At 62.0% G+C, this 16,809-nt stretch carries 15 protein-coding genes; 11 read left to right on the top strand and 4 right to left on the bottom strand.

The genetic code is table 11. The features are described from left to right. Positions 1-16: 16 nt before the first annotated feature. From ASF66_RS09155 to ASF66_RS09130, 6 genes are all read left to right on the top strand, one after another. A complete protein-coding gene (locus tag ASF66_RS09155) occupies positions 17-1,012 on the top strand; it encodes a zinc transporter ZntB (RefSeq protein WP_056843602.1) in 996 nt (331 codons plus the stop codon). 84 nt (positions 1,013-1,096) lie between these two features. Continuing rightward, positions 1,097-1,342, top strand: coding sequence for a hypothetical protein (locus tag ASF66_RS09150; protein WP_056843601.1), 246 nt, complete (start codon positions 1,097-1,099; stop codon positions 1,340-1,342). 3 nt (positions 1,343-1,345) lie between these two features. Beyond that, the gene (locus ASF66_RS09145; protein ID WP_056843600.1) at positions 1,346-2,170 is read left to right on the top strand and encodes a mechanosensitive ion channel family protein; all 825 of its coding nucleotides are present in this window, start codon (positions 1,346-1,348) and stop codon (positions 2,168-2,170) included. 103 nt (positions 2,171-2,273) lie between these two features. Beyond that, positions 2,274-2,864 carry an RNA polymerase sigma factor SigX gene (gene sigX / locus ASF66_RS09140; protein ID WP_082484608.1) on the top strand — a complete coding sequence of 197 codons (591 nt, stop codon included), beginning with the start codon at positions 2,274-2,276 and terminating at the stop codon, positions 2,862-2,864. Between the two features lie 104 nt (positions 2,865-2,968). Beyond that, a complete protein-coding gene (locus tag ASF66_RS09135) occupies positions 2,969-4,003 on the top strand; it encodes an OmpA family protein (RefSeq protein ID WP_056843598.1) in 1,035 nt (344 codons plus the stop codon). A gap of 149 nt (positions 4,004-4,152) precedes the next feature. After that, positions 4,153-5,181, top strand: a complete 1,029-nt coding sequence (locus ASF66_RS09130) for a quinone-dependent dihydroorotate dehydrogenase (protein ID WP_056843597.1) — start codon at positions 4,153-4,155, stop codon at positions 5,179-5,181. A 92-nt stretch (positions 5,182-5,273) separates the two neighbouring features. Here the strand turns inward: ASF66_RS09130 and rmf are convergent, their stop codons facing one another. After that, complete coding sequence (gene rmf, locus ASF66_RS21985; RefSeq protein ID WP_008368461.1) at positions 5,274-5,489, bottom strand: ribosome modulation factor; 216 nt, start codon at positions 5,487-5,489, stop codon at positions 5,274-5,276. Between the two features lie 533 nt (positions 5,490-6,022). Between rmf and rlmKL the strand changes: the two genes are divergently transcribed. After that, complete coding sequence (rlmKL, locus tag ASF66_RS09125) at positions 6,023-8,299, top strand: bifunctional 23S rRNA (guanine(2069)-N(7))-methyltransferase RlmK/23S rRNA (guanine(2445)-N(2))-methyltransferase RlmL (protein ID WP_049858878.1); 2,277 nt, start codon at positions 6,023-6,025, stop codon at positions 8,297-8,299. A gap of 62 nt (positions 8,300-8,361) precedes the next feature. On the opposite strand, the gene dacB is transcribed toward rlmKL, so the two are convergent. Next, on the bottom strand, positions 8,362-9,822 hold the full coding sequence (gene dacB / locus ASF66_RS09120; protein WP_056843596.1) for a D-alanyl-D-alanine carboxypeptidase/D-alanyl-D-alanine endopeptidase: 1,461 nt from the start codon (positions 9,820-9,822) through the stop codon (positions 8,362-8,364). Between the two features lie 313 nt (positions 9,823-10,135). Here dacB and ASF66_RS09115 point away from each other — a divergent pair, with 313 nt between their 5' ends. The 3 genes from ASF66_RS09115 to ASF66_RS09105 all read left to right on the top strand — a co-directional run bounded on the left by ASF66_RS09115 (position 10,136) and on the right by ASF66_RS09105 (position 13,497). Further along, positions 10,136-10,609 carry a MarR family winged helix-turn-helix transcriptional regulator gene (locus ASF66_RS09115; protein WP_049858876.1) on the top strand — a complete coding sequence of 158 codons (474 nt, stop codon included), beginning with the start codon at positions 10,136-10,138 and terminating at the stop codon, positions 10,607-10,609. Positions 10,610-10,680: 71 nt separating this feature from the next. Continuing rightward, positions 10,681-11,907, top strand: a complete 1,227-nt coding sequence (locus ASF66_RS09110; RefSeq protein ID WP_049858875.1) for an HlyD family secretion protein — start codon at positions 10,681-10,683, stop codon at positions 11,905-11,907. Positions 11,908-11,964: 57 nt separating this feature from the next. Beyond that, complete coding sequence (locus ASF66_RS09105; RefSeq protein ID WP_049858874.1) at positions 11,965-13,497, top strand: DHA2 family efflux MFS transporter permease subunit; 1,533 nt, start codon at positions 11,965-11,967, stop codon at positions 13,495-13,497. A gap of 119 nt (positions 13,498-13,616) precedes the next feature. Here ASF66_RS09105 and lpxH read toward each other — a convergent pair whose 3' ends face one another. Both lpxH and ASF66_RS09095 read right to left on the bottom strand, forming a co-directional pair. Further along, positions 13,617-14,351 carry a UDP-2,3-diacylglucosamine diphosphatase gene (gene lpxH, locus ASF66_RS09100; RefSeq protein ID WP_056843595.1) on the bottom strand — a complete coding sequence of 245 codons (735 nt, stop codon included), beginning with the start codon at positions 14,349-14,351 and terminating at the stop codon, positions 13,617-13,619. Beyond that, positions 14,348-14,851: a peptidylprolyl isomerase gene (locus tag ASF66_RS09095; protein ID WP_049858872.1), complete on the bottom strand. Its 504-nt coding sequence runs from the start codon at positions 14,849-14,851 to the stop codon at positions 14,348-14,350. The genes lpxH and ASF66_RS09095 overlap by 4 nt, the downstream gene beginning before the upstream one ends. A 242-nt stretch (positions 14,852-15,093) precedes the next feature. Between ASF66_RS09095 and ASF66_RS09090 the strand changes: the two genes are divergently transcribed. Continuing rightward, positions 15,094-16,791, top strand: a complete 1,698-nt coding sequence (locus ASF66_RS09090) for a glutamine--tRNA ligase/YqeY domain fusion protein (RefSeq protein ID WP_049858871.1) — start codon at positions 15,094-15,096, stop codon at positions 16,789-16,791. Positions 16,792-16,809 lie beyond the last annotated feature (18 nt).

The following is a 16,809-nucleotide window of genomic DNA, read 5'->3' as shown; positions in this document are numbered from 1 at the left end:
CAGTAACGGGGACACGATGTTCGAGGAAGAAAACGCGCAGTGGGGGCTGGTGCATGCCTTGGTGCTGGACGGCAAAGGCGGCGCGCGCTCGATTGCCCGGACCGAAATCGATGAATTGCAGCTGCAGCCTCATCAGAGCCTGTGGCTGCACTGGGACCGCAGTCATCCCCAGACCCGCAACTGGCTGCGCCGCAGCAGCGGCCTGAGCGAATTCGCCTGCGACCTGCTGCTCGAAGAGAACACCCGTCCACGCCTGGTGCCGCTGCCCGACGATGAACTGCTGCTGTTTCTGCGCGGGGTCAACCTCAATCCCGGTGCCGAACCCGAAGACATGGTTTCGGTGCGCATCTTCGCCCAGGCCCAGCGGATTATTTCCCTGCGCCTGCGACCGTTGCGCGCAACCGACGACCTGCTCGAACAGTTCGCCGCCTGCAAAGGCCCCAGGACCGCTTCGGAACTGATTCTCTACCTGGCCCAGCACCTGACGGAAAAGGTTCAGGCTTTGGTGGAGGGCCTCTCCGAAACCGTCGATCTGGAAGAAGACAAACTCGACGCCGACGAGCGGTACACCCCCGAGCATGGCAGCATTCTGCAACTGCGACGTCGTGCCGCAGGACTGCGGCGATTCCTGGCGCCGCAACGTGATATCTATGGCCAGCTGGCGCGCAACAAGGTGCCGTGGTTCGTTGACGATGACGCCGATTACTGGAACGAGCTGAACAACAGCCTGACCCGCTACCTGGAAGAGCTCGAACTGGCGCGCGAGCGGGTAGGGCTGGTACTCGAAGCCGAAGACCGGCGCCAGAGCGAGCGCATGAACCGCACCATGTATCGCTTCGGGGTGATCACCGGGATCTTCCTGCCGATGAGTTTTCTCACCGGCCTGCTGGGCATCAACGTCGGCGGAATACCGGGTTCGGACAACCCCTATGGCTTCACCATGGCCTGCGGATTGATGGTCGTGGTGGCGCTGGGGCAGTGGTTGTTGTTTCGCCGCTTGCGCTGGGTCTGATCGAGACTTTAACCTCTGCGCGGGACGATCGTTGTGACTCACCGTGCAACGGTCTCGTCTTTGAATGAAATTCGCGAGGTGTGCATGCCTGATCCGTTCGAAGAATCCCTGCGAGACATGCTCAACGCCCAGGCGCCAGGTCGCGACGATCGCGCCGCGCTGGGGCGGGTGCTCAAGACCGCCAATCGGCAAGTCGGCGCAGGTGACCTCTTCAGCCTCATGGGGCGTTGGGGGCAGGCGTTCATGATCGCGGTGAACAGTGGTTCGGCGAATATCGCGCCGGTGTCGCGTCGTAAAAACTCCGCCGCTGTTGCGGATAAGGCTGATTGATCAATGGAACTGGATCCCTGGACCCAAAGCCTGTTTGCGGCGATGACCGCTTTGTGGACCAAGGTCGCCAACTTCATCCCCAACCTCTTCGGTGCGTTGGTCGTGGTGATCCTGGGCTTCCTGGTGGCCAAGCTGCTCGATACCTTGTTGTCCAAGCTGCTGGCCAAGTTCGGCCTCGATCGCCTGATGGCTGGTACGGGCCTGACCAAGTTGCTGGGCCGCGGCGGCCTCAAGGTGCCGATCTCGACCCTGATCGGCAAGATCGTCTACTGGTTCGTGCTGTTGATCTTCCTGGTGTCGGCTGCCGAGTCGCTGGGGCTGCAGCGTGTGTCGGCGACGTTGGACATGCTGGCGCTGTACCTGCCCAAGGTGTTCGGTGCCGCGCTGGTGCTGCTGGTCGGCGTGCTGCTGGCGCAACTGGTCAACGGCGTGGTGCGCGGCGCCGCTGAAGGGGTCGGGCTCGACTATGCTGCAGGTCTGGGTCGGGTGGCTCAGTGGCTGGTGATCATCATCAGCATTTCGGTAGCCATCAGTCAGCTGGAGGTCAAGACCGACCTGCTGAACCATGTGATCGTCATCGCGTTGATTACCGTTGGTCTGGCCGCGGCGCTGGCGATGGGGCTGGGCAGCCGTGAAATCGCCAGTCAGATACTGGCCGGAATCTACGTGCGGGAAATGTTTCAGGTAGGCCAGCAGGTGCAGGTTGGCGAGGTCGAAGGGCAGATCGAGGCAATCGGCACCGTCAAGACGACGGTCCTGACCAACGACGGCGAACTGGTCTCGATGTCCAACCGCGAGTTGCTGGAGCAGCGGGTGAGTAGCCGATAGGTCAACGTTTTGCTAATGTATGCCGCCGCAAAAAGGCTGAGCGATCATGCCGTGGCGGACACTGACCAGACCTTCGGGGACCTGACCTTCGGGCCGACCTGTTTTGAATAAAGTACATACGCTGCCCGTGCGCTACGACCCCCGCGAGCTCTCTGACGAGGAGTTGGTGGCGCGTTCGCACGAGGAGCTGTTCCATGTCACACGGGCGTATGAAGAGTTGATGCGTCGCTACCAGCGAACCCTTTTCAACGTCTGTGCAAGATATTTAGGGAACGATCGTGACGCTGACGATGTCTGTCAGGAAGTGATGCTGAAGGTGCTGTACGGGCTAAAGAATTTCGAGGGAAAGTCGAAATTCAAGACGTGGCTTTACAGCATCACCTATAACGAATGCATCACGCAGTACAGAAAGGAAAGGCGAAAGCGCCGCTTGATGGATGCCTTGAGTCTCGATCCGCTCGAGGAGGCATCCGAAGAGAAGGCGCCCAAGCCGGAGGAGCGCGGTGGTCTCGACCGTTGGCTGGTGTACGTGAACCCGATCGATCGGGAGATTCTGGTACTGCGATTCGTCGCGGAGCTGGAATTCCAGGAGATCGCCGACATCATGCACATGGGCTTGAGCGCCACCAAAATGCGGTACAAGCGGGCTTTAGATAAGCTCCGCGATAAATTTGCAGACCTGTCCGAAACTTAGTTCGGCGCAAAGGTCTCTAACGTATCGGCAAGGTCTGCTAGACTTGTCGTCGAGCTGCCCCTGGATTAGGGGCGCTTAACAATCACCAGATGGGGATTTAACGGATGAAACTGAAAAACACCTTGGGCCTTGCCATTGGTTCTCTTGTTGCCGTGACTTCGTTCGGCGTATTGGCACAAGGCCAAGGCGCAGTCGAGGTGGAAGGCTTCGCCAAGAAGTACATGACTGACAGCGCCCGTGACTACAAGAACGACGGCAACCTGTTCGGTGGCTCGATTGGCTACTTCCTGACCGACGACGTTGAACTGGCTCTGTCCTACGACGAAGTCCACAACATCCGTAGCGATGCTGGCAAAAACATCAAGGGCGCCGATGCCGCTCTGGACGCTTTCTACCACTTCGGTACTCCAGGCGCCGGTCTGCGTCCGTACGTCTCCGCTGGTTTCGCACACCAGAGCATTGGCCAGGACAGCGGTGGTCGTGACCACTCCACCCTCGCCAAGTTGGGTGGCGGCGCCAAGTACTACTTCACCGATAACTTCTACGCCCGTGCCGGCGTTGAAGCTCTGTACAACATCGACAAGGGCGACACCGAGTGGGCTCCTGCCGTCGGCGTTGGTGTGAACTTCGGTGGCGGCTCCAAGCCTGCTCCAGTCGCTGCTCCAGCTCCAGTAGCTGAAGTTTGCGCTGACTCCGACAACGACGGCGTGTGCGACAACGTCGACAAGTGCCCTGACACCCCTGCCAACGTTACCGTTGACGCTGATGGCTGCCCAGCCGTTGCCGAAACCGTTCGCGTTGAGCTGGACGTCAAGTTCGACTTCGACAAGTCGGTCGTGAAGACCAACAGCTACGGCGACATCAAGAACCTGGCTGACTTCATGAAGCAGTACCCACAGACCACCACCACTGTTGAAGGTCACACTGACTCCGTCGGTCCTGACGCTTACAACCAGAAGCTGTCCGAGCGTCGCGCCGCTGCTGTCAAGCAAGTGCTGACCGGTCAGTACGGTGTTGAATCCAACCGCGTTCAGTCGGTTGGCTACGGCGAAACCCGCCCAGTGGCTGACAACGCCACTGACGCTGGCCGCGCTGTAAACCGTCGCGTAGAAGCTGAAGTAGAAGCTCAAGCTAAGTAATTAGCGACTGCTTCAACGAAGAGCCCGGCTTAGGCCGGGCTTTTCTTTGCCTGCGATTTGGTGGCCGGCAGGGGCGTCGGCATACCTAACCAGGTCCGAATCTGGCACAATCGCACCCCTCTATCGCTTCCACCGAGCTCAGCCCGCCTATGTACACTCTGGCCCGCCAGCTGTTATTCAAACTGTCCGCAGAAACCTCCCACGACCTGTCGCTGGACCTGATCGGCGCTGGTGGCCGCCTGGGCCTCAACGGCCTGCTTACCAAGCCGCCGGCACGCCTGCCGGTGACGGTCATGGGGCTGCAGTTCGATAACCCGGTCGGGCTGGCGGCTGGGCTGGACAAGAACGGCGCGGCCATCGACGGTTTCGCTCAATTGGGTTTCGGTTCCGTCGAAATCGGGACCGTGACCCCGCGTCCGCAACCAGGCAACCCCAAGCCCCGGCTGTTTCGTCTGCCGGAGGCCACGGCGATCATCAATCGCATGGGTTTCAACAACCTGGGCGTCGACAATCTGGTGGCGCGTGTGAAAGCTGCCAAGTATCGGGGCGTGCTGGGTATCAACATCGGCAAGAACCTGACCACGCCGGTCGAGCAGGCGGTCGATGACTACCTGATCTGCCTGAACAAGGTCTATGACCACGCCAGCTATATCACGGTCAACATCAGCTCCCCCAATACCGCCGGCCTGCGCAGCCTGCAGTTCGGCGATTCGCTCAAGCAGCTGCTCGATACCCTGGCCGAACGCCGTGTGGTGTTGACTGGGCAGAGCGGTCGTCACGTTCCCCTGGCGATCAAGATCGCCCCGGACATGAGTGACGAAGAAACCGCGCTGGTGGCTCAGGCGCTGGTCGATTCGGGGATGGATGCGGTGATCGCCACCAACACCACGCTAGGCCGAGCAGGGGTCGAGGGGCTCGTGCACGGGGAGGAAGCTGGGGGGCTTTCAGGGGCGCCGGTGCGCGAACAGAGCACGCACATCGTCAAGGTGCTGGCCCAGACCCTGGGTGGCAAGTTGCCGATCATTGCAGCGGGCGGTATTACCGAAGGAGGGCATGCGGCTGAGAAGATCGCCGCCGGTGCCAGCCTGGTGCAGATCTACTCGGGGTTCATCTACAAGGGGCCGGCATTGATCCGGGAGTCAGTGGACGCCATTGCCGCGCTGCAGGCGACTCGCTGAATCCAGGCGTGAAAGGGGCCCCGTGAAGAGGCCCCTGGGCGCTAGCCCGCCGCCCTGGTTGGGCGTGCATGGTGAACAGGTAAAAAAGGTTTTCAGCCGACGGCGTGAAGTTCGTTGAGCCTATGGATTCCCGCAGTGCCGGTCATACCGTCCCAGTTGTCGCCGCGTCCTTCGCGCCAGCCGTTGATCCAGGCTTGGCGTACCGACGGTAGAGTAAAAGGGCAAAGCTCGCGGGATTTGCCATGGATGCCATACTGGTATCCGCGTAGAAATGCTCGTTCCAACGGATCACGCTTAAGTCTTCTCATAGGGTGTTGCCCTCTGTCTATTGACTGTAATGTCCCGTCGGCCTCGTCTGAGGCCAGGCAGATGGTCTGCCGGTATCGCGCTCGCTGCCGGCGTGGCGAGCAGTGATGTCATCGCCATTGCAGCGACGACCTGAGGTGATTTCTAAACGTTGAACTGCGTCATGTGAATGATCGTTTTGTCATAAGCACGTAACGATTTAGCGGTATGGGCGATAAGTAAGCAGGTGCTTCTGGCGCCCGAGGTCTGCAAGTCCGTCGTGTGCAGGGCCTGCAGCGTAGTTTGAGATCACTATGCCATTGCGAATCATCTCGATTTCGATGTGGCATTAAATCGACGAAGGGTCGCCTGAGCGGCCCTTTTTTCAGCAGAATCACGTTCTGCCTCATCTTTGCGCCGAACATGGCAACAGGTGAGGTGGGCTGACACCATGGTGGTGTCGTTCGGGCGCTCTATTGCGTAAAGCGCCTGGTTGAACCTCGAAAGGGCAATGCGCTTGCCCTCTCATCGATGCCCGCAAGGGCCAGGAAATACCATGTCGGACCGTTTTGAACTGTTTCTCACGTGCCCCAAGGGTCTCGAAGGCTTGTTGGCCGAGGAGGCCACCGCCTTGGGGCTGGAAGAAACCCGCGAACACACTTCCGCCGTGCGCGGGATGGCCGACATGGAAACCGCCTACCGGCTGTGCCTGTGGTCGCGCCTGGGCAACCGCGTGTTGTTGGTGCTCAAGCGCTTTGCCATGAAAGACGCTGAAGAGCTCTATCACGGCGTGCTCGATGTCGAGTGGCAGGACCACCTGCTACCCGATGGCACCCTGGCCGTCGAATTCAGTGGGCATGGCTCGGGCATCGACAACACTCACTTCGGTGCACTGAAGGTCAAGGATGCCATCGTCGACAAGCTGCGCACGCCCAGCGGCGAGCGTCCCAGCGTCGACAAGCTCAATCCGGACCTGCGCGTGCACCTGCGCCTGGATCGCGGTGAAGCCATTCTCTCGCTCGACCTGTCCGGGCACAGCCTGCACCAGCGTGGCTATCGTCTGCAGCAGGGCGCCGCGCCACTCAAGGAAAACCTTGCCGCTGCCATTCTGATTCGCGCTGGCTGGCCACGCATCGCTGCCGCAGGCGGCGCCCTGGCCGACCCGATGTGTGGTGTAGGCACCTTTCTGGTGGAGGCGGCGATGATCGCTGCCGACATCGCGCCCAACCTCAAGCGTACCCGCTGGGGTTTCAGCGCCTGGCTGGGCCATGTCCCGGCCATGTGGCGCAAGCTGCACGACGAGGCACTGGCTCGCGCCGAGGCTGGCTTGGCCAAGACCCCGGCCTGGATTCGTGGCTACGAAGCCGATCCGCGGTTGATCCAGCCGGCGCGCAACAACGTCGAGCGAGCTGGCCTCAGCGATTGGATCAAGGTCTATCAGGGCGAGGTGGCGACCTTCGAGCCCCGTCCGGATCAGAATCAGAAAGGCCTGGTCATCTGCAACCCGCCGTACGGCGAGCGCTTGGGTGACGAAGCCAGTCTGCTGTACCTGTATCAGAACCTGGGCGAGCGCCTGCGTCAGGCTTGCCTGAACTGGGAAGCGGCGGTGTTCACCGGCGCGCCGGACCTGGGCAAACGCATGGGCATCCGCAGTCACAAACAGTATTCGTTCTGGAATGGTGCCTTGCCCTGCAAGCTGCTGTTGATCAAGGTAACGCCCGACCAGTTCGTCACCGGTGAGCGCCGTACCCCCGAGCAGCGCCAGGCGGCGCGCGAGCAGGCCGAACAGGTGGACACCACGCCACCGCTGGCCGATCCGTATGCACGGGTGAACAAGAACGGCAACCCAGTCAAGCCAGCACCGGCGCCTGCGCCGGTGGTCGAACAGGCGCGGCTGAGCGAAGGCGGGCAGATGTTCGCCAACCGCCTGCAGAAGAACCTCAAGACCTTGGGCAAATGGGCACGACGCGAGGGCATCGATTGCTATCGGGTGTATGACGCGGACATGCCCGAGTACGCCATGGCCATCGATCTGTACCACGACTGGGTGCATGTGCAGGAATACGCCGCGCCCAAGTCGATCGACCCGGAGAAGGCCTCGGCGCGTCTGTACGACGCCCTGGCGGCCATTCCGCAGGCACTGAACATCGACAAGAGTCGGGTCATCATCAAGCGCCGGGAGCGCCAGAGCGGGACTCGTCAGTACGAGCGTCAGAGTGCCCAGGGCCAGTTCACCCAGGTACAGGAAGGGGGTGTGCAGTTGCTGGTCAACCTGACCGACTACCTGGACACCGGTCTGTTTCTCGACCACCGGCCGATGCGTCTGCGCATTCAGAAAGAAGCGGCTGGCAAGCGTTTCCTCAACCTGTTCTGCTACACCGCCACGGCCAGCGTCCACGCTGCCAAGGGCGGGGCGCGTAGCACCACCAGCGTCGACTTGTCCAAGACCTATCTGGATTGGGCACGGCGCAATCTGTCCCTGAACGGTTTCTCGGACAAGAACCGCCTGGAGCAGGGCGATGTGATGGCTTGGCTACAGGCCAATCGGGAAGAGTACGACCTGATCTTCATCGACCCGCCGACCTTCTCCAACTCCAAGCGCATGGAAGGGGTGTTCGATGTGCAGCGCGACCACGTCGAGCTGCTGGACCTGGCGGTCGCTCGGTTGGCACCGGGGGGCGTGGTGTATTTCTCCAACAACTTCCGCAAGTTCCAGCTCGATGCGAATCTGGCGGAGCGCTATGCAGTGGAGGAAATCACGGCGCAGACGGTGGATCAGGACTTTGCCCGCAACGGCAAGATCCACCGGGCCTGGAAGATCCAGGCGCGGTGACTCACTGAGGAGATGTGGCGCTGCCTTCGCGGGCAGAGCCCGCTGCCACAGGTATTAGAGGGTTACTGGATGTTGGGCGAGGTAGACGCGGCCTTTGGCTGCGAGTACAGGTCCAGCAGCGCCTGATCCAGAACCGATGAGGCGCCCCATGGGCGCGGATCGTTGAGGATGGCGACCACCGCCCAGGTGTTGCCGTTGCTGTCGCGGCTGTAGCCGGCGATGGCGCGTACGGTGTTGAGGGTGCCGGTCTTGATGTGGCCTTCACCTTGCAGCGCCGTACGCTTCAAGCGTTTGCGCATGGTGCCGTCCATGCCCACGATCGGCATCGACGCCATGAACTCGGCGGCGTAAGGGCTTTTCCAGGCGGCCTGCAGCAAGGTCGCCATCTCCCGCGCGCTGACGCGCTCGTCACGGGACAGCCCCGAGCCGTTCTCCATCACCAGGTGCGACGCGGTGATGCCTTTCTTCGCCAGCCAACCACGAATCACGCGCTGTGCGGCTTTGGCGTCGTCGCCGTCGGCCTCGTTGCGATAGCGTTCGCCCAGGCTCAGGAACAGTTGCTGGGCCATGGTGTTGTTGCTGTACTTGTTGATGTCGCGAATGATTTCCACCAGATCCGGCGAAAAGGCCCGCGCCAGCACGCGCGCGGTCTTGGGTACGGTGCCGACACGGTCGCCGCCCTGGATGGTGCCGCCCAATTCGTTCCAGATCGCGCGGACCGCGCCTGCGGCATAGCTCTGGTGGTCGAGCAGCGACAGGTAGGTCTGTGAGCTGCAGCCTTCGGCCAACTGGCCGCTGACCACGACGGTCATGCCGTCGGCCTGGGTGATCGGGTTGTAGCGCACGTCGCCCGTGCACTTGGTTCCTGGCAGCGCTTTGACCTGGTTGTCGATGCGAATGGTAGCGATCGGTGGTTCGACCGACACCAGCACCTTGCCGGTGTCGTTGCGGGTGACGAAGCGCAAGGCCTTGAGGTTGACCAGCAAGGAGTCCGGGCGGACCAGGAACGGCGCGTTCTCGTCGCCACCGTCATCGTTGAAGGCTGGCAACTGCGGCTGGATGAAATGACTGCGGTCCAGCACCAGGTCGCCGGTCACCTGACGCACGCCGTTCGCGCGCAGGTCACGCATGAGCAGCCAGAGTTTTTCCATGTTCAGCTTGGGATCGCCGCCACCCTTGAGGTAGAGGTTGCCGTTGAGCACACCGTTGCTCAGTGTGCCGTCGGTGAAGAATTCGGTTTTCCACTGATAGGTCGGGCCCAGCAGTTCGAGGGCTGCGTAGGTGGTGACCAGTTTCATGGTCGAGGCCGGGTTCACTGATACGTCGGCGTTGAACACGGTCGGGCTGCCGGGACCGTTGAGCGGCAGCATCACCAGAGACAGCGCGTCATTCTGCAGCTTGCTGGCCTTGATGGCCTGTTGAACCTTGGGCGGCAGTGTGGTGTTCAGGGGGGCAGCGCAGAGGGGAAGGGCCAGGGGCAGCATCAGGCCGGCGAGCAATAGTGGACGAAGAGATTTGATCATGTGCTTGAAAACCCTGCGGGCGAGGGGTGACGAAAACGAGGGCCATATAGGTAGATGAAGACCCCCACTACGGGTGAAACCGCCAGCATTATGCCCCAAGCGTTGCCTGCTTTGGCCAGCGGGCACCGGGATGGAGTGAATTTTTCCCATCAAAGCGACCGATCGACCTTAATGTTAGCAAGCTAACCATTGCCTTGACATTGTCTGCCTAAGCAGTAACATTATGTTTCGACGACGTATGAATCATGTACAAATCGTATCCATGCACACGCGCAGACATGCATTCGGCTAACAGGTGGACAGCTTCCGGCCCATGAATCACTACACCCCCGAGAACTTCCATACCTGCAACCTGGGCCTGCTGCTGGGCCGCGGATCGGCGTTGAAGGATCGTTTGCTGGACACGCATCTGGTGCCCTATGGCGTGACCGCAGCACAATTCAAGGTGCTGATCATCAACGCCCGTTTTGGCATCGACACGCCGGCGGAGATGTCGCGCTACCTATCGCTGGACAGCGGTTCGATGACGCGCATGCTCGACCGACTGGAACACAAGCAATTGATACGGCGCCAGCGCAGCGCTGCCGACCGACGTCAGGTGCAGCTGGTGCTGACCGATGAAGGCCAGGCACTGGCAGCGCGCCTGCCGGTCATTGGCGCCAACGCCATGAACGAGCTGGTGGGCATGCTCGATCGTGAAGAGATCGTCGAGCTGGAACGGATTCTCAAGAAGCTGTTGCAAGCTTCGGGGGATCCGCTGCTGGCGCTGGGTGCTGCCGCCGGCTGAATACTCCAGCGTCAGCGCCCCGACCGATCTGCTCGACGCAACACCGACCGAACCCTTTCAGGTGAACTGCCATGGCAACTGCCACTGATTCCAATGCTTCCCAGCAACCACCCGCAGCGCCGGCGGCCGACGACAAGGCTCCGGCCAATCGACGCAAGCGCAAACTCTGGTTGTTCATCCTGCTGGCCCTGGTGGTGCTGGGCGGTCTGGGCGTCTGGGCCTGGTACACCCTGTACGGGCGCTGGAACGAGAGCACCGACGATGCCTACGTGAACGGCAACGTGGTGGAAATCACGCCGTTGACCACCGGCACGGTGATCAGCATCGGTGCCGACGATGGCGATCTGGTGCACGAAGGCCAGCCCCTGGTGCAGTTCGACCCGAACGACTCGCAGATCGATCTGCAGAATGCCCAGGCCAATCTGGCCAAGGCGGTACGCCAGGTGCGCGGCCTGTACAGCAACGTCGACGGCATGAAGGCCCAGGTGGCTGCGCGCAAGGCGGAAGTGCAGCGCGCCCAGGACAACTATGGCCGACGCAAGAACCTGGCGTCCGACGGGGCGATCTCCCAGGAAGAACTGTCCCACGCCCACGACGATCTGATTTCGGCGCAGAGCGCCCTGAGCAATACCCAACAGCAACTGGCGACCTCGACTGCGCTGGTCGATGCCACCCAGGTGTCCAACCACCCCGACGTGCGGGCGGCGGCTGCACAGTTGCGTCAGGCCTACCTGGCCCATGCTCGTACCACCTTGATCGCCCCGGTGACCGGCTATGTGGCCAAGCGCACCGTGCAGCTGGGCCAGCGTATCGAGCCGGGAACGCCGACCATGGCGGTGATTCCGCTGAACCAGTTGTGGATCGACGCCAATTTCAAGGAAACCCAGCTGCGCCACATGCGCATCGGCCAGCCGGTGGACATCACCAGCGATCTGTATGGCGACGAGGTGAAGTACAGCGGCACCATCGACAGCCTCGGTGCGGGCACCGGCAGTGCCTTCGCCTTGCTGCCGGCACAGAACGCCACGGGCAACTGGATCAAGATTGTCCAGCGGGTGCCGGTGCGGGTGCACATCAATCCGCAACAGTTGAGCGAGCATCCGCTGCGCATCGGCCTGTCGACGGTGGTGGATGTCGACCTGCACGACCAGAGCGGGCCGGTATTGGCGCAGCAACCGCCGCAGCAGGCGTCCTTCACCACCAACGTCTACGACAAGCAGTTGGGTGAAGCGGATGCCATGATCGCCCAGTTGATCCACGACAACAGCGCAGCGTCCGGCACCACGGCCACCCGCTGATCTACCCGAGCCGGCCCGTCACGGGTCGGCGCGGTCTCGCATTGCAAAGGGTGGATCATGGATTCCAAAGCCTCGTTCACGCCGCCAAGCCTGTTGCTCTGCACCATCGGCCTGTCGCTGGCGACCTTCATGCAGGTGCTCGACACCACCATTGCCAACGTCGCCCTGCCGACCATTTCCGGCAACCTGGGCGTCAGTTCCGAGCAGGGTACCTGGGTCATCACCTCGTTCGCGGTGAGCAACGCCATCGCCTTGCCGCTGACCGGCTGGCTGAGCCGGCGCTTCGGCGAAGTGAAGCTGTTTTTGTGGGCCACGATGCTGTTCGTGCTGGCCTCGTTCCTGTGCGGTATTTCCACCTCGATGCCCGAGCTGGTCGGTTTTCGGGTTGTTCAGGGGCTGGTCGCCGGGCCGTTGTATCCAATGACACAGACCCTGTTGATTGCGGTGTATCCCCCGGCCAAGCGCGGCATGGCGCTGGCGCTGCTGGCCATGGTCACGGTGGTGGCGCCGATCGCCGGGCCGATCCTGGGCGGTTGGATCACCGACAGTTACAGCTGGCCATGGATCTTCTTCATCAACATCCCCATCGGCCTGTTCGCCTGTGCGGTGGTGCGCCAGCAGATGGCGAAACGGCCTGTGCACCTGAGCCGGCAGCCCATGGATTACGTCGGGCTGATCACCTTGATCATCGGCGTCGGTGCCTTGCAGGTGGTGCTGGACAAGGGCAATGACCTGGACTGGTTCGAGTCGAGTTTCATCGTGATCGGTTCGGTCATCTCGGCGGTGGCCCTGACGGCGTTCGTCATCTGGGAGCTGACCGACGAGCATCCGGTGGTGAACCTGCGGCTGTTCGCGTTCCGCAACTTTCGCATCGGTACCCTGGTGCTGGTGTTCGGCTACGCCGGATTCTTCGGCATCAACCTGATCCTGCCCCAGTGGCTGCAGACCCAGATGGGCTATACCGCTACCTGGGCAGGCCTGGCCGTGGCACCGATCGGCATCCTGCCGGTGTTGATGTCGCCCTTCGTGGGCAAGTACGCACACAAGTTCGACTTGCGTCTGCTCGCGGGCCTGGCGTTCGTGGCCATCGGCACCAGCTGCTTCATGCGCGCCGGGTTCAACAGCCAGGTGGATTTCCAGCACGTGGCCCTGGTGCAGATGTTCATGGGGGCAGGGGTGGCTCTGTTCTTCATGCCCACCCTGAGCATTCTGCTATCGGACCTGCCACCGCAGCAGATCGCCGACGGGTCAGGCCTGGCGACCTTTCTGCGCACCCTGGGCGGCAGCTTCGCCGCCTCGCTGACGACCTGGATCTGGATCCGCCGCGCCGATCAGCACCATGCCTACCTGACCGAGAGCATCAGCACCTACGATCCGATTACCCGCCATGCACTGGAACAGATGGGCGGCAGTACACCCCAGGCGTATGCACGGATGGAGCAGATGGTGAACAGCCAGGCCTACATGCTGAGCACGGTCGATTATTTCACCCTGATGGGGTGGATCTTCGCCGGGCTGGTGCTGCTGGTGTGGCTGGCCAAGCCGCCGTTCACCGCCAAGGCGGGGCCGGCTGCCGGGGGTGGACATTGAGATCGGGGGTGCACCTTCGCGGCCACTGACCGCTCCCACGGATGGGGCGCAGTGTCTCCCGCGGGTGGCGCGGTATCTGTAGGAGCGGCCAGTGGCCGCGAACAGGGCGGCGCGGTGCGTCAGGCAGGCTGCGCGGTGAAATCGAACGGCGCCAGGTCGAAACCGTGCTCATCCACCTGCAGCACCCAGCCCTGCGCATCCCAGTCCCCCAGCACGATACGCCGCGCCGGTAGATCACCGACCTGCACCGCGTGCACCGCCGGGCGGTGGGTGTGCCCATGAATCAGGGTGGATACGCCGTGCTGGCGCATCACCCGTGGCACCTCTTCAGGCGTCACATCGACGATGTCGCTGGCCTTCATTCGCGTCTGTGCCCGGCTTTCACTGCGCAGCTTGCGGGCAAGCTTGTGACGGGTGCTCAGCGGCAGGTTCCGCAGGACGAACAGCGTCAGCGGGTTGCGCAGCACGCGACGCAGGCGCATGTAGCCTTCGTCGAGGGTGCACAGGCTGTCGCCGTGCATCAACAGCACCGGTTCGCCATTGAGGCGTACCACGCTCGGATCGGCCAGCAGGGTGCAGCCGGCTTTTTTGCAGAAGGTGGAACCGATCAGGAAATCACGGTTGCCGTGCATCAGGAAGATCTTCGTGCCACCGTCGCTGAGCGCTCGCAGCGCTGCGCAGATGGACGATTGAAAAGGGGTCATGGCATCGTCGCCGATCCAGGCTTCGAAGAAGTCGCCCAGGATGTACAGCGCCTCGGCCGAGCGCGCGCGCCCGCCGAGGAAATCCAGAAACGCCCGGGTGATGTCCGGGCGTTCTTCCTGCAGATGCAGATCGGAGATCAGCAGTATCACTCAACGATCTCGGCTTTCTCGATGATCACGTCTTCGGCCGGTACGTCCTGGTGACCCGCCTTGGAAGTGGTGGAGACGCCCTTGATCTTGTCGACCACGTCCTGGCCTTCGATCACTTCACCGAACACGGCGTAGCCCCAGCCCTGGGTGGTTTTCGAGGTGTGGTTGAGGAAGCTGTTGTCGCCCACGTTGATGAAGAACTGCGCCGACGCCGAATGCGGCTCCATGGTGCGGGCCATGGCGACCGAGTACTTCTTGTTCGGCAGGCCGTTGTCGGCTTCGTTCTGGATGCTCGGACGCTTGTCCTTCTTCTCTTTCATGCCTGGCTCGAAACCGCCGCCCTGGATCATGAAGTTACCGATCACGCGGTGGAACACGGTGTTCTCGTAGTGACCGGCTTTGACGTACTCGATGAAGTTGGCCACGGTCAGCGGGGCTTTCTCGGCGTTCAGTTGCAGCACGATGTCGCCGTGGTTGGTGGTCAGTTTGACGTTGGACATGGGGCTCTCTCTGTCTATGAAGCATGTTCTGTGGGAATGCTCTGTCGAGCATCCGGTAACGACGGCGCCCAGTTTACAGGCGCCGATAGCCATTCAAAGGCTGTTTTTTTCCATGCTGCAGGATTTACCCGATAGTTTGTCGGGGCTGGCCTGTCAGCCGGTTGACCGCTTCGGCTATGATAAGCGCTTTGATTTGGTCGGCCTACCCTGGCTGCCGCCGCATCGTTCGTTCAAGGATTCCAATGAGCAAGCCCACCGCCGACAACGCTCCCACCTCCAAAGGCAATGGCCCTGCCGTGCCTACCAACTTCCTGCGCCCGATCATCCAGGCCGACCTGGACGCCGGCAAGCACAGCCAGATCGTCACTCGTTTCCCGCCCGAGCCCAACGGCTATCTGCACATCGGTCACGCCAAGTCGATCTGCGTCAACTTCGGCCTGGCCCAGGAATTCGGCGGTGTCTGCAACCTGCGGTTCGACGACACCAACCCGGCCAAGGAAGACCAGGAATACATCGACGCCATCAAGCGCGACATCAAGTGGCTGGGCTTCGAGTGGGCCGGTGAAGAGCGTTACGCGTCGCAATACTTCGACCAGTTGCACGATTGGGCCGTCGAGCTGATCAAGCAGGGCGATGCGTACGTCTGCGACCTGACCCCGGAGCAAGCCCGCGAATACCGCGGCAACCTCACCGAGCCGGGCCGCAACAGCCCGTTCCGCGAGCGCAGCGTCGAGGAAAACCTGGACCTGTTCGCACGCATGAAGGCCGGTGAGTTCAAGGACGGCGAGCGCGTGCTGCGCGCCCGGATCGACATGGCCTCGCCGAACATGAACCTGCGCGACCCGATCCTCTATCGCATCCGCCACGCCCATCACCACCAGACCGGCGATGCGTGGTGCATTTATCCCAACTACGACTTCACCCACGGTCAGTCCGATGCCATCGAAGGCATCACGCACTCGATCTGCACCCTGGAGTTCGAAGGCCATCGGCCGCTGTACGAGTGGTTCCTGGACCACCTGTCGGTGCCGGCGCACCCGCGCCAGTACGAGTTCAGCCGCCTGAACCTCAACTACACCATCACCTCCAAGCGCAAGCTCAAGCAACTGGTCGACGAGCAGCACGTGCACGGCTGGGACGATCCGCGCATGTCGACGCTTTCCGGCTTCCGCCGTCGCGGCTACACCCCGGCGTCGATCCGCAACTTCTGCGACATGATCGGCACCAACCGTTCCGACGGCGTGGTCGACATGTCGATGCTCGAATTCAGCATCCGTGACGACCTCGACCGCACGGCACCGCGCGCCATGTGCGTGCTGCGTCCGCTCAAGGTGGTGATCACCAACTATCCGGAAGGCCAGGTCGAGCACCTCGAACTGCCGCGCCATCCGAAGGAAGACATGGGCGTGCGCGCCTTGCCCTTCGAGCGCGAGCTGTACATCGATCGCGACGACTTCATGGAAGCGCCGCCCAAGGGCTACAAGCGCTTGGAACCCAACGGTGAAGTGCGTCTGCGCGGCAGCTACGTGATCCGTGCCGACGAAGCGATCAAGGACGCCGACGGCAACATCGTCGAGCTGCGCTGCTCGTACGACCCGGACACCCTGGGCAAGAACCCGGAAGGGCGCAAGGTCAAAGGCGTGATCCACTGGGTGCCGGCCGCCGCCAGCGTCGAGTGCGAAGTGCGCCTGTACGATCGTCTGTTCCGTTCGGCCAACCCGGAGAAGGCCGAAGACGGCGCCACGTTCCTCGACAACATCAACCCCGACTCCCTGCAGGTGCTGCGTGGCTGTCGCGCCGAGCCGTCGCTGGCCAACGCCGCGCCGGAAGATCGTTTCCAGTTCGAACGCGAAGGTTATTTCTGCGCCGACCTGGCCGACACGCAACCCGGTCGTCCGGTGTTCAACCGTACCGTCACCCTGCGTGACTCGTGGGGCTGAGCCTCGCCAGGCCAAGTT

The organism is Pseudomonas sp. Leaf129, assembly GCF_001423465.1.
GTDB classification, from domain to species: Bacteria; Pseudomonadota; Gammaproteobacteria; order Pseudomonadales; family Pseudomonadaceae; genus Aquipseudomonas; species Aquipseudomonas coleopterorum.
Note: the sequence above shows the minus strand (reverse complement) of the source record. Positions and strands in the feature narration are given on the sequence as shown.